We start from the raw sequence: 24,294 nt of genomic DNA on the forward strand, positions 1-24,294 counted from the left end.
TACACCATTACACTTTGCCAAAGGTCTAATTGCACATCTTGCTACAGCCTTTGGCAAAGTCTATAATCCTTATAACTATGAAAAAGAATATAATCGCAGTCCTCACCTATATAACCCTAATTCCACTATCTTTTTCTCAAAACACCCTCTCCAAATACCTTGCAGATAAGGAGACTAAAACCCCCTTAAAAAGTGCTACCATCCATAATGCGAATGACTATACCGTTACCAATGACGATGGACACTTTGTGTTCTATTCATCCAACGATAGCGTAACTATCAAAATGTTAGGCTATGAAACCCTCAAAACTACTTTCAAAGCGCTGAGTCGTACAAAAGACACCTTGTACCTTATCCCCAAACCTTTTCAGTTAGACGAAGTAACCCTTTCCAACAAAAACATTATACAAGAAGCTTATAATCACGCTAGCACCAATTATCCTATGGAACCTTTTGTTGAAGATTTCTTCTTGCGTTGTATCCTCAAACGCAATGGTGAACTCGTGAAAATAGAAGATTTCAGTGGACGTATCAAGCGCGATAAGTTATTAGGAGCCGAGAAAAATTTCACCTTTCAATTGCTGAATATGCGTAAGTTTGGTATAGAAAAGAAAGGAGTGCGTGCAGACGATTTTAATATCCCTTCCTTAAATGATGTTTTTCAATGGTGGAGTAATATTTTATTTTTAGATTCAAAGGAGTACCGTTTTTCATTCCTTAAAGTTATAGATGAAACACATCATCAGGTAAGTCACACTCCTAAAAATGAAGAGGATGATAAAAGTAGTATAGGTCATTTCATTATCAATACCGATGATTATGCCGTCAAAGAGCGTATTCATAAAATCAATCCTAAAATAATTCATAAAATACCCTATACTAAAAAACCATTCATCAAATACAGAACTATTGATTATTTTTATAAGGAAAAATGTGAGAAAGACACCAAAAACAACAAATATTTTATAGCCAATGCCATAGTTGGCGCAAAAGTAGAAGGATATGTAGGCAAAGAAAGAATAGTGTACGATGTAAGCTTCGAGCTCATTGTTACTCACCCTTTTTCAGACCTCAATACTTTTAAAGCCAATGTAAATGGCAAAAAAGAGCTCTTTAAATTAGATGTACCCTATAACAAAGAATTTTGGGAGACTCAAAACCAACTCCCCCTTACCAATGAAATGCGCGATTTCATCAATAAACCCCACAACCCAAAAGAATACCGCGTGATTTCTAATTTCTAAAGTAATGTAAAAACATAACAATATGAAAATACTATTCCTTATCCTATTATTCACAGCCACAGCCTTACCCGCCCAAGTAGCCGAACTCACCCTGCTGGATGTCTCTACAAAGCAGCCCATTCCCAATGTCGAAGCCTATTACACACGCTCTCTCAACGGTACTATTACCAATGAGGAAGGCAAATTGCGTATTGCGGTGGAGAACGACTCCCTTACCTTAAGCCATATAGGCTATGCAACTAAAAAGATTTTTACAGATAAAACCTTTGCTAAAGCAACCATTTATCTCAATCCTCAGGAAATACAACTTGAGGAAGTTGTGTTGTACAATTTTGATTTAAAAAAGAAAGTAAAGTATGTTTTAGATAATTACTTCAAATTGTATGACACTAAGGCTAAAATATTAGAGTGTACCTACCGAGAGAAGTTTATAAGAAATGACACCTTAACAAGGCTCTACCAAGTGCAGTTAGATTGGTGGAGCAAAAGTTATCGTTATACTTCTTTCAAGCAACCTTTAGAAAAACTATTACAAATCCGACTTAAAAATATCGACTACTCTAAAATGTTAAGCGAAGAAGAAATTGCTGCTCGTTCTGCTCACTTAGAAAGAACCCCAATGTTTATGTATCTTTTTGTGAATACCTATTTGTCATTTATAGATCAATTTGGTGAAAATATTGATATCAAAAAAGTAGAGAAAAGTAAAGAGGTTACTAAAGTAACTTTTAACGCTGATATCGTTATCAATAAAAAGCTAAATCTAAAACTTGAAAACTCGGTATTGGTGTTTGACAATACTACCAATGCTGTGAGAAAAGTTATTTTTAACGACATACATCAAGGTATAAAGGATAAAGTTTCTGAGAAAACTAATAAGCCTTATAAGTCTATTACAGATAATTATCGTTTGGAGCTCACTTTAACTGACTATAAAGGCAAACTACTATTTAGTTCTTATTATGTAAGACTCATAGGAGCTATTGAATACAAAGGAAAAAGAGATAAACTCTTTTTGGAACATAGTTTTTTGCGTACAGGAGTACAGAACAAACATATTAAAAAGGAAGATAGAATAGATATTCAAAAGTCTTTCCACGAATACATTACCCCTCATAAACAAGGTGAAGCCAAGTTTTTACTTACCAAAGAAGAACAAGATTTTATAAACCAATAGGCATAATATCTAAACATTTAACATAACAAACTTATGAAACTAAAATTACGTATAACAACAATTTTACTACTAATTTCTTTTCAATTTCTTGCTGCACAGCAGAAGATTATAAATGTTTTGGATAACACAACCAAACAGCCTATTAGCAATGTGCATCTATATCTGCCTAATCTTGAAAAAGGAACAATTACTAATGAAGAGGGGAAAGCAAAAATAGATTTTAGCATACAAGATAGCTTAATTGTAAGTTGTGTAGGTTATGCGACAAAGAAATTAGTTATAAATAAAGACACTTCTCTTAGCACTCTGTATTTAACTCCTGAAGAAATTGCGCTTGATGAGGTAGTTATTTATAATTTTGACTTAAAAAAACAAGTAGGACACGTGTTAGATAATTATAAAAAGCTCTATGAAACTAATGCTAAAACATTAGAATGTACTTATAGAGAAAAATTTGTAAGAAATGATACCCTTACACGACTTTATCAAGTGCAATTAGATTGGTGGTTCAAACAATATCTATTTATCCCACAAGAAACATTAGATAAACAGTTGGCTGTTGCACTCAAAAGTACTGATTATTCTCACATAAAGAATGATAAGAATAAAACTACGCAAGGAGCTTTTTTAGATCCTAAAAACCTATTTCAATTTCTTTACCCCAATAGTTATCTATCTTTCATAAAATATTATGGAGAGAATATTGAAATTAAAAAAGTTGAAAAGAATGCTGATCACACCAAAGTAACTTTTAATGCAGACATTGTTATCAAAAAAGAGCTCAGTCTTAAATTAACTAATTCGGTTATTTATTTTGATAATCACACTAATGCAGTGAAACGTATTATTTTTAATGATACCAAGCATTCTGTAAGTGAAGGTATTTCAAAGGAAAGCAAAATTCCCTTTAAATCTATCTCAGATAATTTTTCCTTAGACATTACTTTCAGTAATTATAAGAACAAATTATTGTTTAGCAGTCTTTATGTAAAAGCTAAAGGAGGTATTGAATATAATAACAAAAGGGATAATCTTCAAACAGAACAATCTTTCTTGCGTACAGGTGTAACAAAAGGACAAATAAAAAAGAATGACAGAATAGAGGTTGAAAAACCTTTCTTTGAATACGTTACCCCTCATAAACAAGGTGAAGCCAAGTTTTTGCTTACCAAAGAAGAACAAGATTTTATAAACCAATAGCCTTATGTTTTGATCTATTTGTAAAGAACCTACAGAATAAAAAAGCACTACTCTTTAATTAGAGCAGTGCTTTTTTCTTTATTCATCGAGCTGTTTTTGCTTCAATGTTTTAACTGATTGTACGAGTATTCTAACAGCAAAATCTTTTGATTTATCTCTTACAATACTTTTACTCATTTTTTTCAGTTTTTGTGAGTTACTCACATACCCAATACTGGCTTTACCAATCGTCTGACCCCTGATACCTGACCCCTGACACCTAAAACCTGCCCTCACCCTTGGTGGGTTTTCTTGAGCAGGTCGTTTACTACTTTCACAGGGTTGAAGGTGATGATAGGCACTTCAACGAAAAGGGTAATCCAATGTGCCATTGAACCATTCCACAAACCAGGGAGCTCCAATGCTTTTAGCGGACGACCCATATAGGTTTTGGAGGTGATAAAGGCTTGGTTAGGGTCTACGTATTGTTGTAGGTCGAACTTCTCGCCTTTATAGTCTTTAGTGCCGCAAATCAAGTCTACAGGGTTGAAGTGAGTAGACTGTTGGAAGATTTCCTTTTGCTTAGCATCCGCCATATTCACTTGGGCAGATTCGATGATTTGAAGGCTGTAGCCCTCACCATCTTTCACCCAGAACGGACCTCCACCAGGTTCACCTTCATTCTTCACCATTCCGCACACACGTATAGGGCGATTGAGCTGTTCTTTGATGAACTCCATAGCGTATTGGCGGCGAAATTTATAGATGTAATCAGGAACAGTGATATTGATTTCCTTTAAAAAATCGAGAATGAGTTTCACCTCTTTTTTCTTAATCTTATTATTGTCAATACGGCGTAAGATTCTAAAGATTTCATCCTGCACTTCGCATAGTTTGCCCGCGAGCGCTTCTTTGTAGAACACGGTTTCATCGGTGTATTTTTTCACTACCACATTGTCGATATTCTTAATAAAGATGATATTGGCATCAATGTCGTTGAGGTTGCTCAACAGAGCTCCGTGACCAGCAGGGCGGAAGAGCAGATTACCTTCTTCATCGCGGAAGAAATCGTTATCTTCGGTTACCGAAACCGTGTCGGTACTTGGTTTTTGGTAAGAGAAATTCACATCAAAATTGATGTTATAACGCTCTTCAAGCACAGGTTTGATAAGGTCGAGTTCTTTGTGGAATGCTTCGGTATGTTGCTCAGTAATAGTAAAATGCAGGTGAGCTTCTTGCTCATTGGAAGCGTAGAGCACTGCCTCGCGGAAGTGTTCTTCAAAAGGAGTAGCGATTTTTTCGGAGTGTTTGTGAAAAGGGAGTAGTCCTTTGGGCATATTGCCATAGCCCAAACCTTCCTCATTAAGGAGGGTATTGACGATAATGTGTTTTTGGATATCTTCGTTTAATGAGGAAAAGTCGGGGTGATGTTTGTCAATAGCTGCTTTGAGGAGGGGGTAGAAAGCAAAGCGTTCAAGACCTTCAAAGAAATTTTTTACTTCCTTATTGCCAGTTCTGCCGATATAGGCTACAAACGATTCGCGATCGGGCTCAAAATCGTCTCTAAAGGCGAAAAGCGATTTGAACATACGCGTCGCTGCCCCCGAAGCTGGTACAAATTTCAGGATAGTGTTGCCTTGTTTGCGCTTTTGGTAGATAGCAGCGTATTTGGCAGCTTCTTCTTTACTAAAAGGGATAATACCATCGTCTAACACAGCAGCTTTGTAGAGCTGGATAGGGGGTACTCCTTGTTTGAATTGTGCTACTTGAGCGTTGAGCATTGCTTCAGTAATGCCTTTTCTGATGAGTAGCTGGCGGTCTTTTTCTGTTAATTCATTCATAATATAATAGTTTCGTTCAACATTCTAATTCTTACGATTTTTTGAGACGTCAAAGGTATAAACAAAAAAAGACAAAAGCAAGAAAAAGCAGAAAAAAGTTTTAATTGTTAATTACCAACCGTCAATTGTTAATAGTTAGAATTTCGTCGTAGTTGATGTAATTCCTATAGAACGGCTTGCCATTGAAGCGTATTTCACCTGCTTTTTTACCTTTTTCGATAGTGAAGGTTTTGCCATTTTCTAAGTGAAGAGTAGCTTTATCAAACAATGGGGTGGTTAGATAATACCTGCCATCGGAAGGGTTGAGAGGATAAAAACCTAAAGCTGAGAGCACATACCAACTGCTCATTTGTCCGCAGTCCTCATTGCCACAATGTCCGTTGGGGGTATTTTTGTATTGAGTATTCAATATTTCGGTAATGCGTTGAGATACTTTTTCGGGGTGGTTCGTGAAATGATAAAGATAAGCCACGTGATGACTTGGTTCATTACCGTGCACGTATTGACCTATCATTCCGGTACTGAAAATAGGCAATTTCTCATCGGGGGTAACGGCTAAAGTGAACATAGAGTCGAGTTTCTGTTCAAAAGCATCAGTACCTCCCATCGCATCGCGCAAGCCAAGAATGTTTTGTGGCACAAACCAGCGGTAATGCCAAGCATTGCTTTCGCAAAAGTATTTACTGTAGTCCTTAGGATTGAAAGGCTTGATAAACTGTCCTTTGCTGTCTTTAGGACGGAAGAAAGTTGTTTTTCCATCAAAGAGATTGCGCCAATTTTCAGCGCGTTTGGCAAAATAAGCCGCATCTTGTTCCTTGCCGAGTGATTTGGCAAATTGCGCAATACACCAGTCGTCGTAAGCGTACTCTAAGGTTTTAGACACCGACCAGTTTTCATCTGATTTATCTAAATCATAAGGCACATAACCATATTGCTGATAAAGACCGATTTCGCGTTCTTTCACCATCGCACTTTGTTTGCAAGCTTCATAAGCCAAGGGGATATCCATCGGGATATTCTTAAAATAAGCATCTACAATAATAGGTACAGCGTGATAGCCTATCATCATATTGGTTTCACCGCCTTGCATACTCCACACAGGCAATGTGCCATTTTCACGGTAGTGTGCTAAAAAACTCTTGATAAAATCGGCAGATGCCTCACGGTGCAACAAGGTATAGAGAGGGTGAGCCGCGCGGAAAGTATCCCAAAGAGAAAATGTGTCGTAACGCTTTTCAGGAGCATCGACATCGCTGAAGAGATTAGGCGCCAACATCGATTGGTAGAGCATTGTATAGAAAATTGTTTTTTGCTCCTCAGTTCCCCCTTCTACCGTAATTTTCTGTAATTGTCGTTCCCAGAGGTTACGAGCCGCCTCGCGATAGTCGTCGAAAGCAAAATGAGGGGCTTCGGCTTCCATATTTTTATAAGCCCCTGCAATGCTGTGCATAGAAAGTGCTGTTTTCACTACTATAGTTTCATTGTTGGCGGTAGCATAGCGAAGTACCATTTTAGAGCGGTTGGCTTTGCCATTTTCTTTTTCTTCTGTAAATTCCTTATCAACAAAGGGTTTGGAGAGCTTGATCACAAAATATACCTTTTGGTTGCGCGCCCAGCCAGTAGAAAACCGATAACCTTCCAAAGTAGTGTTATCCACCACTTTCAAATAAGTTTCAGTAGGTTTATCCCAGTTGATGCTATAGCCTAAATCTACAGTAATTTTGGATTGTTCGTCCTTAGGGAAGGTATAGCGTTGCACCCCCACACGAGGGGTAGCAGTAAGTTCGGCTTTGATGCCATAACTCAGCAAATCAACACTGTAATAACCCGCAGTGGCGGTTTCGTGTTGGTGAGAGAAATAGGAGAAAGGCAGGTGGTTGTTTGCCTCAATACGCTGGTTAAATCTACTATTGGTGGGCATAATGAGTACATCGTAGAGGTCACCAGCCCCCGTGCCTGAAAGGTGGGTATGTGAGAATCCGGTGATGATGCTATCGGGGTAGAAGTAGCCCGAAATTCTGTCCCAGCCTGGGATACCAATATCCGGACTGAGTTGCACCATCCCAAAGGGAGTCATTGCCCCAGGGTAGGTATTCCCCGTCCCATCAGTACCGATGAAGGGATTAACATAATTAGTGAGTTCTTCTTTAACTGACTCTTTTTGTTCTGATGAATTATGGCAAGCTACCAAGGCAAATGCCAAAAGGTAAAGGTATGGTTTCATTAATTTATTATTAGGTATTAGGTTTCAGGATTCCAAATTTACTAATTCCTTACAGCTCCATAATCACTCTGTTAAGAGCGCTGATAGTTTTATCCAAATCTTCATAAGTAAGAGCATCATTGAGGAAGTAACTTTCAAAAGCACTTGGTGGCAAATAAACGCCTTCGCGCAACATTCCGTGGAAATACTTGCGGAAACGCGCTGCATCACTCTTAGCCGAAGAAGCGAAATCGGTTACAGGATTTTCGTTAAAGAAAAGGGTAAACATAGATCCAAAACTGTTGATTTGGTAAGGAATGCCCGCACGTTTTAGCACATTGTCAAATCCTTCGTGCAAGTAAGCTGTTTTTTTCGCTAAACTATCAAACACTTCGGGCTGTTCATTCAAAGCGGTGAGCATTGCCAAACCAGCACTCATCGCCAAAGGATTACCGCTAAGGGTTCCCGCTTGATACACGGGACCTTCGGGAGCTAAGTAGCTCATTATTTCTTTATTAGCAGCAAAAGCCCCTACGGGAAGTCCACCGCCAATCACTTTCCCAAAGGTAACAATATCAGCTTTGATGCCAAAGACTTCTTGCGCTCCACCTTTTGCCAAGCGGAAGCCGGTCATCACCTCATCAAATATCAAAAGTGCGTCATTTTCAGTACACAATTGTCTCAATCCTTCTAAAAATCCTTCAGCAGGAGGTACACAACCCATATTGCCCGCTACAGGTTCGATAATCACACAAGCAATTTGCTGAGGATTAGCCTCAAAAAGGGTCTTCACCGATGCTAAATCGTTGTAGTTTGCTAAAAGTGTATCTTTAGCCGTGCCTTGGGTTACCCCAGGGCTATTGGGGCTGCCAAAAGTGGCTCCTCCACTACCCGCCTCAATGAGAAAAGCATCGGAGTGTCCGTGGTAGCAACCCGCAAATTTGATAATTTTCTCTCTGCCAGTATAGCCACGTGCCAAGCGGATTGCGCTCATACAAGCCTCTGTACCGCTATTCACAAAGCGGATTTTATCGATATTTGGCACCATTGCAACCGCCAATTCGGCAATTTGCACTTCTACTTCAGTAGGAATACCAAAAGAGGTACCTTTTTTAGCGCGCTCGGTTACTGCCTCAATTACAGGGGCGTACGCGTGACCTAAAATGAGAGGACCCCAAGAGGCAATATAATCGATGTACTTGCGGTTGTCCTCATCGGTAAGATAAGCGCCTTGCGCTTCTTTGATGAAAATAGGATGTCCCCCTACGGCATTGAAAGCGCGTACGGGAGAGTTCACTCCACCAGGGAGTACTTGTTGTGCAGCTGCGAATAATTCGCTACTTCTTTTGTAAAGCATATCTTTTTTAGCTAAGAAGTAAGAGATTAAAGGTAAATTACTTGCCTCTTATCTCTTACCTAAGTTGAATATCAAACTGTGTAAGGTCTCTAAATTGTTGTAAGCGAGCAGTTCGCTCGTTGTGGGTGAGGGTGAGCAAACGCTCAGCACCGAATTTTTCAATGCAAAACGAGGCTACATTTGCCCCTTGAACAATAGCGTTTTTCAAATTAGCAAACGAGTAGTCGCGAGTTTTAGTGAGATACCCCACCATACCCCCTGCAAACACATCGCCTGCTCCCGTAGGGTCAAACACTTCGGCTAAAGGCAAAGCCGGTGCAAAGAACACCTTATCCTCGTGGAATAGAAGAGCTCCGTGTTCGCCTTTTTTAATCACTACATACTTCACACCCATTGCCATAATACGCTGAGCAGCTTTCACAAGTGAATACTCTTTGGTAAGCTGGCGTGCTTCTTCATCATTGATAGTGATCACATCCACACGAGCAATTACCTCCATTAGCAAATCCCAAGTGTGGTTCATCCAGTAGTTCATCGTGTCCATTACCACCAATTTAGGACGCTGAGTCATTTGGTTGAGTACATCCATTTGGAGAGAAGGGTGCAAATTACCAAGCAGAAGTACTTCGGCATCGCGAAAAGCCTCGGGGACTACGGGTTTAAAATCGTTGATAACATTCAATTGGGTATCGAGGGTATCGCGTTGGTTCATATCATTGTGATATTTGCCACTCCAGAAGAGTGTTTTGCCTCCTTGTACAATCTCAATACCTGACACATCAATACGACGTTCAGTTAGTAGATTTAAATACTCTTGTGGATAGTCGCTGCCTACGATAGATACGATAGCAGCGGGAATTTCAAACTGAGCAGCAGCCAATGCGATATAGTTAGCTGAGCCCCCCATAATAGAGTTGCTTTTTCCAAAAGGTGTTTCTATTTGGTCGAAAGCGATGCTTCCGAGAATAAGTAGTTTGCTCATTTATTTTAGGTAAGAGATAAGAAGTAAGAAATATATAATGCCACTTACAGTATGTTAATTTTCTGACAATTACCTTTGTAATGTTCTTACTCTTTGTAAATTTTGGGCAAAAGTACAAAATTATTACGAAATACGGATTATAAACGAAGGGAATTGTATTATTTTTCTGTTTTTAGCGAAAAAAGCTGTGCTTTTTTTCTGCAAGAAGAGCATTTTGCAGAATGAATAAAAATATGTTATAAATTTAAAAGGCTGCCCCAAAAGTCTCAAAAATCGTATTTACTCCCCTACACTTTGCCAAAGTTGATTGCTCTGAAAATCAGTTACTTTTATAGTATGTTGTGTAAGGGCGTTTTGCAAACGCCCCCCATACAAAAAACTTGTTGAACAGTCCTTTTTTCACTTTTTTTCCTCATTCATACCTCCTATTTCATAATTATTTTGTAATTTTGCACTTTCAAACTCAACAATACTAAAAATCAACAATAAAAATGATAAAAATTACACTACCCGACGGTTCAGTAAAAGAATACCAAAGTGGTATCACCCCTGCTCAAGTAGCACAAAGCATCAGCGAGGGGTTGGCGCGTAACGTACTCTCTGCCTCTTTCAACGGCAAGACTGTAGAAAGCGTTACCCCACTGACGACGGACGGTAGTCTCACTCTATATACTTGGGATAACCCCGAAGGTAAAAAAGCTTTCTGGCACTCTTCTGCCCACATCTTGGCACAAGCGCTCGAAGAACTTTACCCTGGCATCAAACTCACCATAGGACCCGCAATTGCCAATGGTTTCTACTACGACGTCGATTTCAACGGCAAACCTATTTCCGAAAAAGATTTCCCTGCTATCGAAGCTAAATTCTTGGAAATCGCTCGTGGCAAACACGAATTTAAGATGCGCCCTGTGAGCAAAGCCGAAGCCTTGTCGTACTACGCAGGCAAAAATGAGTACAAAACCGAACTCATCGAAGCCCTCGAAGATGGTACAATTACCTTCTGCGACCACAGCACCTTCACCGACCTTTGTCGTGGGGGGCATATCCCTAACACGGGCTTCGTGAAAGCTGTAAAAGTACTCAGCGCTGCTGGGGCTTATTGGCGTGGTGATGAGCACAACCCTCAGCTCACCCGTGTGTATGGCATCTCATTCCCTAAACAAAAAGAACTCACCGAATACCTCGAACTGCTTGAAGAAGCTAAAAAACGCGACCACCGCAAGCTTGGTAAAGAACTTGAACTCTTTACCTTCTCTAACAAGGTAGGACAAGGCTTACCGCTTTGGTTACCCAAAGGAGCTGCCTTGCGCGAACGCCTCGAAGCCTTCTTGCGCAAAGCCCAAAAACAAGCTGGTTACGAGCAGGTAGTTACCCCGCATATCGGTCATAAGAATTTGTATGTAACCTCAGGTCACTGGGATAAATACGGAAAAGATAGTTTCCAACCCATTGCCACCCCTAACGAAGGTGAGGAATATTTACTAAAACCGATGAACTGTCCGCATCACTGCGAGATATACAACTCACACCCTTGGAGTTATAAAGATTTGCCAAAGCGTTTCGCCGAGTTTGGTACAGTATATCGCTATGAACAAAGTGGCGAGTTGCACGGCTTAACCCGTGTGCGTTGCTTTACCCAAGACGATGCACACATCTTCTGTACTCCTGAACAGTTAGACGACGAGTTCAAACACGTAATCGATTTAGTGCTTTATGTATTTGGCTCTCTTGGATTCGACAATTTTACTGCACAAGTATCATTGCGCGACCCCGAAAACCTCAGCAAGTACATCGGTAGTGATGAAAATTGGGCAAAAGCCGAAAACGCGATCATCAACGCAGCGAAAGAAAAAGGTTTGAATTATGTAATCGAAACAGGCGAAGCGGCTTTCTACGGACCTAAACTCGACTTTATGGTAAAAGATGCCTTAGGCAGAAGCTGGCAACTCGGTACCATTCAGGTAGATTACAACCTTCCAGAGCGTTTCGACCTTTGGTATAAAGGTGCTGATAACGAGATGCACCGCCCTGTAATGATTCACCGTGCGCCTTTCGGAAGTATGGAGCGTTTCGTAGCCATTTTATTGGAACACACCGCTGGAAACTTCCCTTTATGGCTCAACCCAAATCAAGCTATCATACTATCATTGAGCGAAAAATATGAAAATTATGCTCAAAAAGTTTTGAGTTTGTTAGAAAATTCCGATATTCGCACCCTGATAGACAATCGTGCCGAAACTATGGGCAAAAAAATACGTGAAGCCGAAACCCAAAAAATCCCGTATATGCTCATTGTCGGTGAGAATGAAGAGAAAGAAGGCACCGTATCAGTGCGCAAACGCGGTGGTGAAGATTTAGGCAGTATGAGCGTAGAAGCATTTGCCAAACTCATCAACGACGAAGTAGCCGCATCGATCAAACAATTTGGTAATTAGTCAATCGCTAAATCGCCAAATTAGAATAGTGAAAGTAATTTTAAATTTAAATAGCCATCATAAAAAAAAGTAACACACCGGGCAGAGATGACAAACAACCTCATCGCATCAACCGCGACATCCGCGTTCCTGAGGTACGTTTGGTAGGGGAAAACGTCGAAGGTGGCGTATACCCCACTCGCAAAGCATTAGAAATTGCTAATGAATTAGAACTCGATTTGGTGGAAATCTCACCAAACGCCACGCCTCCTGTTTGTAAGGTAATTGATTATAAGAAATTCCTTTACGAACAAAAAAAGCGTGATAAAGAGCTAAAAGCGAAAGCTACTAAGGTAGTGATCAAAGAAATTCGCTTCGGCCCTCAAACCGATGACCACGACTATGAGTTTAAGAAGAAACACGGCGAAAAGTTCCTCAAAGAAGGTTCTAAAGTAAAAGCCTATGTATTCTTCAAAGGTCGTTCTATCATCTATAAAGACCAAGGGGAAATCCTCCTCTTGCGCCTCGCTACTGACCTTGAGGACTATGGCAAAGTAGAACAAATGCCTAAACTCGAAGGAAAACGTATGACGATGTTCCTCGCACCCTTACCCAAGAAAAAATAATTAAAGATAAAAGATAAGAAGTAACAGATAAGAGGTATGCAACCTTACCTCTTACCTCTTATCTCTTACCTAAAAAACGGAATTATATCAATAAAAATCTAAGCAAATGCCAAAAATTAAAACTAAATCTGGAGCTAAAAAGCGTTTCAAGCTCACCGGCTCTGGTAAAATCAAGAGAAAACACGCGTTCAAAAGCCACATCTTAACTAAGAAAGCTAAAAAACGCAAGTTAGCACTCACCCACGCTACACTCGTTCACTCTAACGACGAATCAAGCGTGAAGAAACAATTAGGCTTAAAATAATTGTTTAAATAGTAGGAAATTAATAACCGTGGAGTAGGTACCCCTAAGAGTTTGTTTTAAGCACAAACCACCTGCTACAAAAATTAAAAAAAGGAATTTATGCCAAGATCAGTAAATGCTGTAGCTCGTAGAGCTCGTAGAAAAAAAATAATGAAGCAAGCCAAAGGTTTCTTTGGCCGCAGAAAAAACGTTTGGACGGTAGCCAAAAACGCTGTTGAGAAAGCAATGCAGTACGCTTACCGCGACCGCCGTAACAAGAAGAGAACCTTCCGCGCTTTGTGGATTGTGCGTATCAACGCAGGGGCTCGCTTGCACGGATTGTCTTACTCTCAATTTATGGGTAAACTTAAAGCAGCTGACATCCAGCTCAACCGTAAAGTTCTTGCCGATTTGGCAATGAACCACCCTGAAGCGTTCAAAGCTATTGTAGAAAAAGTAAAATAAACGTTTAACTAACGATATAATTCCGTATAAAAATAGGCTGCCTCATAAAAAGACAGCCTATTTTTTTCACCGTTCGTAACTCGTAATTCGTATTTTTTTATTACCTTTGCCTCCTAATAATGATTAATGTCTAATTTAAACACTCTCATAAAATGAAAAAACTTTTCTTATCTCTCTTCCTTATCGGAAGTTTAATGCTTACTTCTTGTTCTAAAAACTCTCCTAAAACTGTTGCCGAGAAATTTATGACAGCTGTAAATGCTAATAATTTTGAAGAAGCTGGCAAATATTGCGATGCGCAAACCTCTCAGCTCCTCAAATCTCTCAACGAATTGATGAAATCCGTACCTTCATCCGATGCTAAAAACGAACAATTGTTCAAAGGTTTTAAAATCACCAAAGTAGAAGAAAACGGCGACAAAGCCAAAGTGTTCTACACTACCGAGGATAGCAACGGCAAAGAAACCGCTCTCGACCTCAAAAAAGTAGACGGCAAATGGATTGTTTCTATGAACAAAGAAAATAAAGAAAATGGCGCCCCACACGACCACAATCACGATGGTCACGACCACGATATGCCAGAAATAGACCCTAATATCGACCTCGATGCCCCTGATATGCCTGCTGAAGTAGAGGATGCTCAAACTACAACCCCTACTAACAAATAAGATTATATCACTTTTAAAACTACAACTTTGCCAAAGTTTCCTGCCCGTGCGGCTCGCATTGCCCGTGCGGCTCGCACCTTTGGCAAAGTTCTTTTTATCTCCTACCCCCTAAAAGCTGAAACCTAACCCCCTGACAATGAAAAAGTTTCTCTTTTTCCTCGCAGCGCTCTTGCTCCTCTCCTACACTGCCTTTCGCATTTTTTTCTATATCGACCATCGCAGTGAAGAAAAACAAGTTGCCGAGAATGAGCATTCCCTCCGTCTTACCCCTTCCCAACTCGATTCTCTACAAGAGGGCGATATCATTCTTAGGCGTGGTTATGGTATCTTTAGCGACCTGATTGCTAAACGCCTCAACGACGGTCGGTTTGATGTCACCCATTCTGGCATTCTCTATCGCAAAAATGGCAATTGGTGGGTAATTCACTCTCTTTCTTCCGATGTAAGCAACATCGATGGTATGCAAGAACAGCCCTTAAACGCTTTCCTTAAATACTCAATGCCCAAGAAAATCTTAATCGTGCGCCCTTTGCACAGCACCCCCGAGCAAGGTCGTGCCGTAGTGCAACGCGCCAAGCACTACCTCAAAGCTCAAATTCCTTTCGACCATTTAGGCACTATAGATGAGCCTTCTCAACTTTATTGCACCGAACTCATCTACCAAATTTTAGACAACGACCTTCATTTTATCGCTTTCCCTACCGATAAACCCCAACGCCAACAACTTTTCACCACTATGACGACACTCTACAACCCTAAATACTTCGAGATTATTATCAATACATATCCAAATAAAAAGCAAAAAAAACTTATAGAAAAAATACTAAAACATAGTGAATAGTAGAAAAAATCACCATTTTCACAAATTGATGTGTAAATTCCCCTACATTTATTTGGAAATTTCAAAAACATTCTCTACCTTTGTCGCGTAATCATAAAAACTAACCCTATATGAAAAAACATCTATTTATTTTTACCATTGCAGGACTCTTCTTTTCCTGCCAACGCGAAGAGGCAGACGCCCCGTTCGCAACCGACACCGATATTTCAGTATTACCCAGTACTGAAACGAAGGCTTCCAACAACAGACTTTTAGGTTGGGTGGCTCTCACAGGGCAAACCTATATTTCGGCAGAAGAAGCCCAAGAAACTGCTCTCGCTACCGCTATGCAAATGCGTGAAGTAGAGGGTATTGTTACCAAAGCTCCCTTAAAAATTGGCTCGATTGAGGTAGTAAAAGGCGACACTCGCAAGCCTTACGTACCCACCAAAGGCAACGCAAAACCCGAACAAGCCGATGTGTACATTGTAAACTTTGCCAACAACCAAGGGTATGTAATTACCTCAGCAGATAGGCGCGTTCCTAGTGTATTAGCCTATAATTCCTACGGACATTTAGGCGACACTATTAGCAACCCAGGACAAGCAATACTGTTTAGCTATATGCAGGAGTACATAGAAGAACAACGTGCCGCTTTTGAAGCTAATAAAGAGAATTTGGCGACTGAGGCAGAAGAAGCTATTTTCAAACGACTCTCAAAAGGACAACAAGAAGAACTTATCTTACGAGGACTTTTTGATAGGAGAGGAAAGAGAGTGAAAACAAAATACTATAATTATTATGGTGATGATTCATATCCTAGGGAAGGATTTAACTCTCATCAAGAGTATTGGGAGTGGTTTTGTCACAAAAAAAATAGAGGTCCTGAATATATGGATAAAGGATATACTAAATATGGAGAATGGCAAACTAAATATGTAAAAGCACCTTTAATAAAGACTCTTTGGAATCAAATAGGAACTTATAATAATAAAGTTTCTATGCAATGTGGTAATGACCAAGCTCCTGTAGGGTGTGTGGCTACTGCAGTAGGACAATTTATGGCATATTATAAAAAACCTACTGATTTTAAAGGTAGAAAAATGCATTGGGATGATATGACTAAAGTAGATGTAGGTGATATGTTTTCTACCATTGATAACTATAGCGTAGGATATAACACTACTGCAAAAGAAGATATACAATACCTTTTAGCGCATTTAGGAGATGGTGATTATCTAAATATGGACTATGGATGTGGGGGAAGCGGAAGTACTATATATAGAGCTGCAACAACGCTTGCTAGTTTAGGGTATCCTGTAAGACAAACAAATTATGATGGGAATTTAGTTACTGATTTAATAAAAAGGAATCACCCCGTTTATATAAGAGGGCGGGCTATAGAAAAAAGTCATAATTTTTTAGGATTCAATATATATAATACTTATAATGGTCATGCTTGGCTTATAGATGGTTATGTGGTAATGGAACGTAATGCAACAACTTATAGTGTTGTAAGTTGTGAGGAGATAGATGCTATTACATCAAGTGAAAGTTATTCAATAGAGTCTCTTTATCTATTTCATAACAATTTTGGTTGGGGAGGAAATACAAAAGGTTTTGGAACTATAGAAGGCTATAACGGGACAGGCTGGTACAATGTGGGTGTTTTTAATGCTAAGGATGGAAGAAAGTTTAGCTCAAACACTTTTAAATCAGACTCAGAAGGGAATTATGAGCATGATAAAAAAATAATATATGTTAATCGATAATAGTAAAGCTATGAAAAAGATTTTAATTTTTACAATACTATTAAGCTTATTTCTTTCTTGTGATAATGGAAAAGATTGTATGAATGTACCTCCTTCTTTATGTATTATTATTGTAAATAATGCTGTAAACGATAATAGAGAATTACTAAAAAGTTTTGAAAATACAGAAAGCTCAGCCTTTTTATATAAACTGATAGATAATAAAAAGGTGAAAATTAGTTATTCTCCTATGGCTAATAAAAATATAAAAATAAGTAACGGAGGGAAAAAATTAAAAGAATTTTATACAGGGAAGTTAGAGACTTTTTATTTGGAGTATGATAAAAAAACAGATACTTTACAAGTAAAGGGAGATTATTATGACAGTACAGGTTGTGGAGATAATGCTTATTTATCAGAGCTGTATTTCAACCATAAAAAAATAGAACTCAACCTCATTAGTGATCATACTTATCTAATAGATAATACAAAATAACCTTAACTCCTCTGGCAACACCCCCTGCCAGAGGTTTTTACCATTTTTCTATGCGTTACCTTATATATCTATTGGCAGTCGTTGCCCTATCTTGCTCTAAAGAAGCCATAGAGCCCGAAAACTACACCCTGCATGTACAAAATCGCTATTTTGAAGCTGTAACCGTTTCGGTAGGTGAGCATTTTTCTGAAAAGCTATCATCCAATACTATTTCTAAGGCATTTACTTTGCCTAAAGGCACTTATAAAGTAGTAGCCATCACGGCTTCACGCCTACGATTGGAAAGCACAGTACAAATACAAGGTAATAAAAGTGAACTCACAATCGATATTTGCCCAAAAGGAAAAATTAGTATTGTTTATTAATTTTTGCATCAGTTCAATATATTAAAGTTATGATTTACAATTGTTTTTACAGCTTGTCCCCTTCGGGGGAACAGGGGCTTTCGCTGACTTTGTGCAAAACTAAAAAATAAACTATGCGTTATTACTCTTTGCTTCTTATTAGCTTGGGAGTACTTTCTTGCCAAAAAGATAGCCCAACTCCTGAGCCTTTACCTCCTCACGAAATCACACTCGTGTATATGGTCGCTGATAACGACCTCGCCCCTTATGCTTTAAAAGACCTCAACGAAATAGAACGCGGGTTTGTGCCTAACGGAAGAGACAAACTCTTGGTGTATATCGATAGTAATACTTCTACCGCTTTGCCTTCACACCCTGTACTTTTAGAAATTGTACACGATACCACCGAGATAATTGCCTCTAAAATCATTACTTCTTACCCCGAACAAAATTCAACTGATAGAACTGTAATGAGCAATGTGTTGAGAGATGCTTTGAGCTATTACAAAGGCGACAATCATTATAAAGGACTTGTGCTTTGGTCGCACGGGAATGCTTGGTTGCCGGAAGGTTATCATATAGAAACCGAAAACAAATCAGGAGTGGAGGTGAAATCGTTTGGAAAAGATATGAGTCCGCGAGAGGGAGCTATGGAGCTTCCTGACCTTGCGGAAGTTTTAAACCCTTATCGGTTTGATTATATCCTTTTCGACGCTTGCTTTATGGGGTCGGTAGAGGTGCTCTATGAATTACGTCATTCTGCTCGTTACTTTATTGCTTCGCCTGCCGAAATTCTTGCCGATGGCTTTCCTTATCACCACCTATTACCTTACCTTATAGGGAAATTACAATTAGAAAAAGCAACCGAAGCTTACTACAACTATTACAATGCTTTGGAGGGCGCACGACAGTCGGCTACAGTTACTTTGGTAGATAGTAAGCAGTTGGAGGCTTTAGCTTCTTTCTGCAAACAACTCAACACTTCTGAGTTGTCTTTAGCCCATTTGCAACAATACAGTAGGAATAACGAAAAGTATTTGTTTGACCTCAAACAAGTGCTTTTGGAGAGCAAAGCTACTGTGGCTATGGAAGCTATTTGGCAAAAACTCTGTAAGGTTGAAAAACACACACCGAGATTTGCTAATATTGCGCTTACACATTGCAACGGACTGAGTGTCTATTTATTTGGCAAGAATGAAACGCTGAACAACTATTACAAACAATTGTCGTGGTATAGAGCTACAAGGTTTCATTTCTCGTATAAATAGCTTACAATTTTCTAATTCTCAAATTTGCTAATTCACTAATTATTTCCTACCTTTGTTGCGTAATCCTAAAAACTAAACCAAGTATGAAAAATCTCTTATTCTTTACGCTATTGCTTTTTACTTTGCACACTTCTGCTCAAGAAGCCTACAACAAAGGCGATGTATTTATTGATATTTGCACGTCAATCGGCAATGCAGGAGTTGGTTATGGTGGAGAAATACACTATGCTTTTGCCCCATTGTTTTCGGTAGGAGCTCAGTTCAATAGTCAAAGCTTTAACTTCAACGATAAGTACATCACTTCCTTTCTACCCAAACTCACTGCCGATTTTCACTTTGGCAATCGCACTACTATCGATTGGTATGCAGGACTTTCAGGAGGATATTTTATCTGGCAGAGCAATGACCCTTATGAAAATGCTGGCAATACTGGTTGTGTGATAACCCCTCCTACTTATGACATTAACCTTAGAAACAATCACAAAAATAATTTTATAGCTTGGGGTGCTCACTTAGGCTTCCGTTACTTCATCTTCAAAAATGTAGGTCTCAATGGTCAAGCGTCCTTAGGTAATGTACGTTGGTTTAAAGTGGGAGTAAGTATAAAAATCTAAATAATATGAAAAATCTCTTATTCTTTACGCTATTGCTTTTTGTATTGCACTCCTCCGCTCAAGAAGCCTACAACAAAGGTGATGTATTTATTGATGTACAAACAGGCGCCTCGTTTATAGGAGGAATTATTGGCGGAGGCGTTCACTATGGAGTGACACCTCATATCTCGGTAGGCGCTAATCTTTCTAATCAGAGTTTTAACCTCAATAGTAAGTACGAAACCGCTTATGTGCCTGAGCTCAGCGCCGATTTGCATTTTGATCATCGCATCACTACCGATTGGTATAGTGGTCTCTCGGTAGGCTACTGCTTTTGGCAAAGCAACACCCCTGATAATTATAGTTCTGGAGGTTGTGAGACCTCTTCCTCCCCTACCCCCGAAAAATTCAGAAGAGAACACCCCAATAATCTCGCATTGTGGAACATTCACTTAGGCTTCCGTTACTTTATCTTCAAAAATGTAGGTCTCAACGGACAAGTAGCTTTTGGTAATGTGCTATCATTCAAAGTGGGCGTAAGTGTAAAAATCTAACCTCTATCCCCTGAAACCTGCCCCCTCCCCTTGCTAATTAGCAATTATTTCGTACTTTTGCCCTCAATAATAAAAAATCTAATTTTATTACAATGACGGATAAAGACTTTTCAAGATACAACCTCATCGCTGGTTGGCTGGTGTTTGCTATTGCTTTGGTTACCTATAGCCTTACCGTAGAACCTACAGTAAGTTTTTGGGATTGTGGTGAGTATATCGCTACATCGGCAAGATTAGAAGTAGGTCACCCCCCTGGAGCTCCTTTCTTCCAGATGATGGGCGCTTTCATCGCTGCTTTTGCTCCTAATAGCGACAAAATAGCCTTAATGGTGAACTATATGTCGGTGTTATCGAGTGCTTTCACAGTGTTGTTCTTGTACTTTATCATCGTTAATCTCACTAAAAAAATCGCTCTGCGCGGTGCTACAACTCTTAGCCATTCTCAAATCATTGCAGTAATGGGCAGCGGTGTGGTAGGCGCTTTGGCTTATACTTTTTCCGATAGCTTCTGGTTCAACGCTGTAGAAACCGAAGTATACGGAATGGCAATGCTTTTTATATCGGTAATGTTTTGGTTGGGCATCAAGTGGACGGATAGTCTGCACGAACCTCGTGGTGACCGCTGGTTATTGCTTATCTCGTTACTAGTAGGACTTTCCTTTGGGGTACACTTTATGGCACTGCTCACCATTCCTGCTATCGGGATGCTGTATTTCTTCAACAGCAACTACAAGAAAACCGCAGTGAATTTCATCCTCGCCAATGTAATTTCCATCGCTATACTATTGCTCATCTTCAAACTGATATTGCCCTACACATTGGCGTATTTCGGTTATTTAGAAGTCTTTTTCGTCAATAGCTTTGGAATGCCGTTCAACTCGGGGACTATTATTGCGGGGCTCTCGGTTATCGCTTTCTTCTATTTCACACTCAATTATGCTTATAAGAAAAACAAAGTGCGCTTGCAAACGGGCATTTTGTGTTTGCTATTTGTGTTTATAGGCTTTTCATCTTGGCTGATGATTCCTATTCGTGCAAATGCCAATACAGTAATCAACGAGAATAGCCCTACCGATGCACGCTTGCTCTTGGCGTACTACAACCTCGAACAATATCCCGAAACGCATCTTTTCTACGGACCTATGTACACCGATAAGTATGCAGGTATCGACCCCGAACATCCTTATGAAGATGCTAAACCTAAATACGAACGCGACTATAAATTAGGCAAATACGTGATTGTAAACAACTACAAGAACGCTCAAACTGCCTCTAATAGAGCGCAAATGGGCTTCTTGCCTCGTATGTGGAGCGCCCAACACGCGGCTAACTATATGAAGCTCACCGGTAATCCGCCTTTCAAAATTACTGAAGAGGCTTATGCCGACCCTCAAGCCTACCAACTATTGCAAAGTATCCAACAGCAAATGGCGGTACGCGCAATGCCTCCAGAGCGTTACGACCAGTTCCTAATGCAATTCCGCGATGAAGTAGAAGTGCAAAAACCTACTTTTTGGCAGAATATGAACTACCTCTTTAGCTATCAATTTGGCTATATGTATTTCCGCTATTTGGCGTGGAACTTCATTGGTAGACAAGACGATGTGCAAGGAAAATTAGAAAACGACCACGGCAATTGGCTTTCAGGAATTTCAGTTATCGACAATGCTCATCTCGGCTCTCAAAAAAACCTCCCTTCCGATGTGTTGAACAACAAAGCCCGCAATACTTATTACTTCCTGCCTTTCCTTTTGGGAATTTTAGGCTTGCTGTTTATGGCTATCAAAAGCGAACGCCAAACGTGGGTGATTATGGTGCTTTTCCTTTTCACTGGTTTAGCACTGAAAATCTATCTGAACGAGCGTCCGTTTGAGCCTCGCGAGCGTGATTACGCCTTGGTAGGTTCGTTCTATGCCTTTGCAATATGGATAGGAATGGGCGTGTATGCCCTTTTCGATTGGCTGAAAAAATACATCACTCCCAATATATTAGCCCCTGCAACCGTTGTCCTCACCCTAATATCTGTGCCTGCGCTAATGGCTTATGAAAACTGGGACGACCACGACCGCTCTCAAAAATATTCGGCTGAGTTCATTGGGAATGCTTACTTAGAATCGGTGGCAAAAGATAAAGATGCGATGATTTTTACCATTGGTGATAACGACACCTTCCTCTTGTGGTATGCTCAAGAAATCGAAGGCTACCGCACCGATGTACGCGTCATCAACACAAGTTTGTTACAAACCGATTGGTATATCGACCAAATGAAGCGCCAAGCCTACAAAAGTAGCCCTATTCCCGCACAAATAGAGCATAAAAACTACGCTTACGGCGTGCGTGAGGGCATTTACTTCCGCAAGCGCACCGAAAACCGTTGGAATATCAAAGATTTTGTAAATTGGGTTACCAGCGACGACCCTAATACGCAAGAAACACGTGGTGAAGGTGAGTACAAACAAACTTTCTACTACTACCCTACTAACAAAATACGCATTCCTGTAAACAAAGAAAACGTACTAAAAAGCGGTATCGTAAAACCTGAAGATGCCGATAAAATAGTAGATTATATCGATATTACCTTGCCTAACGCTATCGACAAGGCGCGCATTGTGATGCTCGACATCTTGGCGAACAACGATTGGAAACGCCCTATCTACTTCACCGGAGGTAGTATGGATGCCACCGAGTACATTTGGATGAAAGACTATTTGCAACTCGATGGATTAGTGTACAAACTCGTGCCTATCAAAACCGAAATCGATAAAAACCACCCTTACGATATGGGGCGCATCAATACCGATTTGATGTGCAACATCGTGAAAAAATGGACGTGGGGCAATATGGGCAAACCTAATATCTATTTAGACCCCGAAACGCGCAAGAACAGTATCATCTTCCGCGGCAATATCGCTCGCCTTACCGAGAAGCTCATCGCCGAAGGTAAAAACGCCCAAGCCAAAGAAATGATGGATATCGCTATGAAAAATATGCCGGTAGAGGCGTATGGCTACTATTTCACCCTCGACCCCTTTGTGCAAGGCTACTTTAAGATAGGACAACGCGAAACTGCCCGCAAACTCGCACAACAGATTTTCGCTAAATACCAAGAAGAACTGAACTACTATACCCATTTAGATGCCGAGGAACTCAACCTCAGCGTTGCCCGCATACAGTACGCTATCGACCGCTATGGCGACCTCTTACAACTCATCGCTCCTTTGGATAGTGAATTCTTCCAAAAAGAATGGGCAGTATTCAAAGCCAAAGCAAGTCCGTTTATGGGTGCTAAAGAATTAGAAGAATATTTTAAAGAGCCCACTGAAGAGGAAAAAGCTGCAGCTGATAGTACGGCAGTTGAAGAAGAAGAAGAATAGAAAAAACTGATAACAATGCGCTATTTCAGCTATATCATCACATTTTTTGCTCACCCTATATGGTTTCCTATCTATGGAGCAATGTTGGTATTGTTTCAGATACCCTTTTCACCTAGTATAGAAATCGTAAAATACACTTGGTTATTGCTACTGCTCATCACTGTAGCATTACCCACCCTTGTATACCTGATGCTCTTTGTGCTGAATTGGCTCAACGACCCTTTCGAGGTGCCCCTTGAAAAACAGAAGTGGTTGCGTTGCGGCTATATAGCAATGTTATTACTCACCGCCTTCAAGGTAACCCCTATGGATCATTATCCCATTTTGTATTTCTACATAATGAATTTGCTCATCAGCACCTTTATCATCTTGTTGATGCACTATTTAAAATTTGTAGGCAATATGTTTGTAATGGGATTAGGAGCCCTCACCGTTTTCAGCATATTGCTAGGAGTTATCTTTGAGATAGATATGACCTATATTGTCGCACTATTCATCTTTCTCAGTGGAGCCATCCTTTCAGCACAAGCCTATCTCTCAGGGCAACCCCTCTGGAAACTCGCCATCAGCTGGCTCATAGGCGCCCTCCCGCAACTTTCACTCATAATGCTGTTTAAGAATTTATTATTCGGAATGCAAGAGTGAAGATAGAATC

General features: G+C 40.0%; 21 protein-coding genes. 17 read left to right on the plus strand and 4 right to left on the minus strand.

The window, feature by feature from the left end:
* Nucleotides 1-77: 77 nt before the first annotated feature.
* Genes DR017_RS08450 through DR017_RS08460 form a run of 3 tightly spaced genes read left to right on the plus strand, consistent with a single transcriptional unit; the run spans nt 78 to nt 3,621 of the window.
* Entirely contained in the window at nt 78-1,244 is a 1,167-nt protein-coding gene (locus tag DR017_RS08450) for a peptidase associated/transthyretin-like domain-containing protein (RefSeq protein WP_002680366.1), read from the plus strand.
* A 22-nt stretch (nt 1,245-1,266) separates the two neighbouring features.
* On the plus strand, nt 1,267-2,421 hold the full coding sequence (locus DR017_RS08455) for a carboxypeptidase-like regulatory domain-containing protein (protein WP_002680411.1): 1,155 nt from the start codon (nt 1,267-1,269) through the stop codon (nt 2,419-2,421).
* Nucleotides 2,422-2,454: 33 nt separating this feature from the next.
* A complete protein-coding gene (locus DR017_RS08460) occupies nt 2,455-3,621 on the plus strand; it encodes a carboxypeptidase-like regulatory domain-containing protein (RefSeq protein ID WP_002680341.1) in 1,167 nt (388 codons plus the stop codon).
* A 272-nt stretch (nt 3,622-3,893) separates the two neighbouring features.
* Here DR017_RS08460 and DR017_RS08470 read toward each other — a convergent pair whose 3' ends face one another.
* The 4 genes from DR017_RS08470 to DR017_RS08485 form a co-directional block, all read right to left on the minus strand.
* Nucleotides 3,894-5,441 (minus strand): DUF4301 family protein, encoded by a 1,548-nt coding sequence (locus DR017_RS08470; protein WP_002680252.1) that lies wholly within the window; start codon nt 5,439-5,441, stop codon nt 3,894-3,896.
* Nucleotides 5,442-5,562: 121 nt separating this feature from the next.
* The gene (locus DR017_RS08475) at nt 5,563-7,665 is read right to left on the minus strand and encodes a GH92 family glycosyl hydrolase (RefSeq protein WP_002680304.1); all 2,103 of its coding nucleotides are present in this window, start codon (nt 7,663-7,665) and stop codon (nt 5,563-5,565) included.
* 49 nt (nt 7,666-7,714) lie between these two features.
* Nucleotides 7,715-9,001, minus strand: coding sequence for a glutamate-1-semialdehyde 2,1-aminomutase (gene hemL, locus DR017_RS08480; protein ID WP_002680390.1), 1,287 nt, complete (start codon nt 8,999-9,001; stop codon nt 7,715-7,717).
* A gap of 55 nt (nt 9,002-9,056) precedes the next feature.
* Nucleotides 9,057-9,983 carry a PfkB family carbohydrate kinase gene (locus DR017_RS08485; protein WP_002680298.1) on the minus strand — a complete coding sequence of 309 codons (927 nt, stop codon included), beginning with the start codon at nt 9,981-9,983 and terminating at the stop codon, nt 9,057-9,059.
* A gap of 491 nt (nt 9,984-10,474) precedes the next feature.
* On the opposite strand from DR017_RS08485, the gene thrS reads away from it, so the two are divergent.
* The 14 genes from thrS (at nt 10,475) to DR017_RS08555 (ending at nt 24,284) form a co-directional block, all read left to right on the plus strand.
* Nucleotides 10,475-12,418 (plus strand): threonine--tRNA ligase, encoded by a 1,944-nt coding sequence (gene thrS, locus DR017_RS08490; RefSeq protein ID WP_002680367.1) that lies wholly within the window; start codon nt 10,475-10,477, stop codon nt 12,416-12,418.
* A gap of 107 nt (nt 12,419-12,525) precedes the next feature.
* Nucleotides 12,526-13,023: a translation initiation factor IF-3 gene (infC, locus tag DR017_RS08495; protein ID WP_040361428.1), complete on the plus strand. Its 498-nt coding sequence runs from the start codon at nt 12,526-12,528 to the stop codon at nt 13,021-13,023.
* A 106-nt stretch (nt 13,024-13,129) separates the two neighbouring features.
* Complete coding sequence (rpmI, locus tag DR017_RS08500) at nt 13,130-13,327, plus strand: 50S ribosomal protein L35 (RefSeq protein ID WP_002680287.1); 198 nt, start codon at nt 13,130-13,132, stop codon at nt 13,325-13,327.
* Nucleotides 13,328-13,426: 99 nt separating this feature from the next.
* Nucleotides 13,427-13,771 (plus strand): 50S ribosomal protein L20, encoded by a 345-nt coding sequence (gene rplT / locus DR017_RS08505; RefSeq protein WP_002674637.1) that lies wholly within the window; start codon nt 13,427-13,429, stop codon nt 13,769-13,771.
* A gap of 152 nt (nt 13,772-13,923) precedes the next feature.
* Nucleotides 13,924-14,439, plus strand: coding sequence for a DUF4878 domain-containing protein (locus tag DR017_RS08510; protein ID WP_002680397.1), 516 nt, complete (start codon nt 13,924-13,926; stop codon nt 14,437-14,439).
* Between the two features lie 136 nt (nt 14,440-14,575).
* The gene (locus DR017_RS08515) at nt 14,576-15,280 is read left to right on the plus strand and encodes a YiiX/YebB-like N1pC/P60 family cysteine hydrolase (protein WP_002680404.1); all 705 of its coding nucleotides are present in this window, start codon (nt 14,576-14,578) and stop codon (nt 15,278-15,280) included.
* 110 nt (nt 15,281-15,390) lie between these two features.
* Nucleotides 15,391-17,031 carry a C10 family peptidase gene (locus DR017_RS08520; RefSeq protein ID WP_002680246.1) on the plus strand — a complete coding sequence of 547 codons (1,641 nt, stop codon included), beginning with the start codon at nt 15,391-15,393 and terminating at the stop codon, nt 17,029-17,031.
* 10 nt (nt 17,032-17,041) lie between these two features.
* The gene (locus DR017_RS08525) at nt 17,042-17,506 is read left to right on the plus strand and encodes a hypothetical protein (RefSeq protein ID WP_100066545.1); all 465 of its coding nucleotides are present in this window, start codon (nt 17,042-17,044) and stop codon (nt 17,504-17,506) included.
* A 50-nt stretch (nt 17,507-17,556) separates the two neighbouring features.
* A complete protein-coding gene (locus DR017_RS08530) occupies nt 17,557-17,871 on the plus strand; it encodes a hypothetical protein (protein WP_002680364.1) in 315 nt (104 codons plus the stop codon).
* A gap of 113 nt (nt 17,872-17,984) precedes the next feature.
* On the plus strand, nt 17,985-19,118 hold the full coding sequence (locus DR017_RS08535; RefSeq protein WP_002680384.1) for a clostripain-related cysteine peptidase: 1,134 nt from the start codon (nt 17,985-17,987) through the stop codon (nt 19,116-19,118).
* Nucleotides 19,119-19,201: 83 nt separating this feature from the next.
* Nucleotides 19,202-19,732: a hypothetical protein gene (locus tag DR017_RS08540; RefSeq protein WP_002680362.1), complete on the plus strand. Its 531-nt coding sequence runs from the start codon at nt 19,202-19,204 to the stop codon at nt 19,730-19,732.
* Between the two features lie 5 nt (nt 19,733-19,737).
* Nucleotides 19,738-20,265 carry a hypothetical protein gene (locus DR017_RS08545; RefSeq protein WP_002680264.1) on the plus strand — a complete coding sequence of 176 codons (528 nt, stop codon included), beginning with the start codon at nt 19,738-19,740 and terminating at the stop codon, nt 20,263-20,265.
* 92 nt (nt 20,266-20,357) lie between these two features.
* Nucleotides 20,358-23,639, plus strand: a complete 3,282-nt coding sequence (locus tag DR017_RS08550; protein ID WP_002680403.1) for a glycosyltransferase family 117 protein — start codon at nt 20,358-20,360, stop codon at nt 23,637-23,639.
* A gap of 15 nt (nt 23,640-23,654) precedes the next feature.
* Nucleotides 23,655-24,284 carry a hypothetical protein gene (locus tag DR017_RS08555; protein WP_002680277.1) on the plus strand — a complete coding sequence of 210 codons (630 nt, stop codon included), beginning with the start codon at nt 23,655-23,657 and terminating at the stop codon, nt 24,282-24,284.
* Nucleotides 24,285-24,294: the final 10 nt, after the last annotated feature.

This window comes from Capnocytophaga sputigena (genome assembly GCF_900446695.1).
Lineage (GTDB): Bacteria > Bacteroidota > Bacteroidia > Flavobacteriales > Flavobacteriaceae > Capnocytophaga > Capnocytophaga sputigena.

Excerpts from the sequence above, each read along its gene's own strand:
- DR017_RS08450 (WP_002680366.1), top strand. The coding sequence starts at position 78 with ATGAAAAAGAATATAATCGCAGTCCTCACCTATATAACCCTAATTCCA.
- DR017_RS08455 (WP_002680411.1), top strand. The coding sequence starts at position 1,267 with ATGAAAATACTATTCCTTATCCTATTATTCACAGCCACAGCCTTACCC.
- DR017_RS08460 (WP_002680341.1), top strand. The coding sequence starts at position 2,455 with ATGAAACTAAAATTACGTATAACAACAATTTTACTACTAATTTCTTTT.
- DR017_RS08470 (WP_002680252.1), bottom strand. The coding sequence starts at position 5,441 with ATGAATGAATTAACAGAAAAAGACCGCCAGCTACTCATCAGAAAAGGC.
- DR017_RS08475 (WP_002680304.1), bottom strand. The coding sequence starts at position 7,665 with ATGAAACCATACCTTTACCTTTTGGCATTTGCCTTGGTAGCTTGCCAT.
- hemL (WP_002680390.1), bottom strand. The coding sequence starts at position 9,001 with ATGCTTTACAAAAGAAGTAGCGAATTATTCGCAGCTGCACAACAAGTA.
- DR017_RS08485 (WP_002680298.1), bottom strand. The coding sequence starts at position 9,983 with ATGAGCAAACTACTTATTCTCGGAAGCATCGCTTTCGACCAAATAGAA.
- thrS (WP_002680367.1), top strand. The coding sequence starts at position 10,475 with ATGATAAAAATTACACTACCCGACGGTTCAGTAAAAGAATACCAAAGT.
- rpmI (WP_002680287.1), top strand. The coding sequence starts at position 13,130 with ATGCCAAAAATTAAAACTAAATCTGGAGCTAAAAAGCGTTTCAAGCTC.
- rplT (WP_002674637.1), top strand. The coding sequence starts at position 13,427 with ATGCCAAGATCAGTAAATGCTGTAGCTCGTAGAGCTCGTAGAAAAAAA.
- DR017_RS08510 (WP_002680397.1), top strand. The coding sequence starts at position 13,924 with ATGAAAAAACTTTTCTTATCTCTCTTCCTTATCGGAAGTTTAATGCTT.
- DR017_RS08515 (WP_002680404.1), top strand. The coding sequence starts at position 14,576 with ATGAAAAAGTTTCTCTTTTTCCTCGCAGCGCTCTTGCTCCTCTCCTAC.
- DR017_RS08520 (WP_002680246.1), top strand. The coding sequence starts at position 15,391 with ATGAAAAAACATCTATTTATTTTTACCATTGCAGGACTCTTCTTTTCC.
- DR017_RS08525 (WP_100066545.1), top strand. The coding sequence starts at position 17,042 with ATGAAAAAGATTTTAATTTTTACAATACTATTAAGCTTATTTCTTTCT.
- DR017_RS08530 (WP_002680364.1), top strand. The coding sequence starts at position 17,557 with ATGCGTTACCTTATATATCTATTGGCAGTCGTTGCCCTATCTTGCTCT.
- DR017_RS08535 (WP_002680384.1), top strand. The coding sequence starts at position 17,985 with ATGCGTTATTACTCTTTGCTTCTTATTAGCTTGGGAGTACTTTCTTGC.
- DR017_RS08540 (WP_002680362.1), top strand. The coding sequence starts at position 19,202 with ATGAAAAATCTCTTATTCTTTACGCTATTGCTTTTTACTTTGCACACT.
- DR017_RS08545 (WP_002680264.1), top strand. The coding sequence starts at position 19,738 with ATGAAAAATCTCTTATTCTTTACGCTATTGCTTTTTGTATTGCACTCC.
- DR017_RS08550 (WP_002680403.1), top strand. The coding sequence starts at position 20,358 with ATGACGGATAAAGACTTTTCAAGATACAACCTCATCGCTGGTTGGCTG.
- DR017_RS08555 (WP_002680277.1), top strand. The coding sequence starts at position 23,655 with ATGCGCTATTTCAGCTATATCATCACATTTTTTGCTCACCCTATATGG.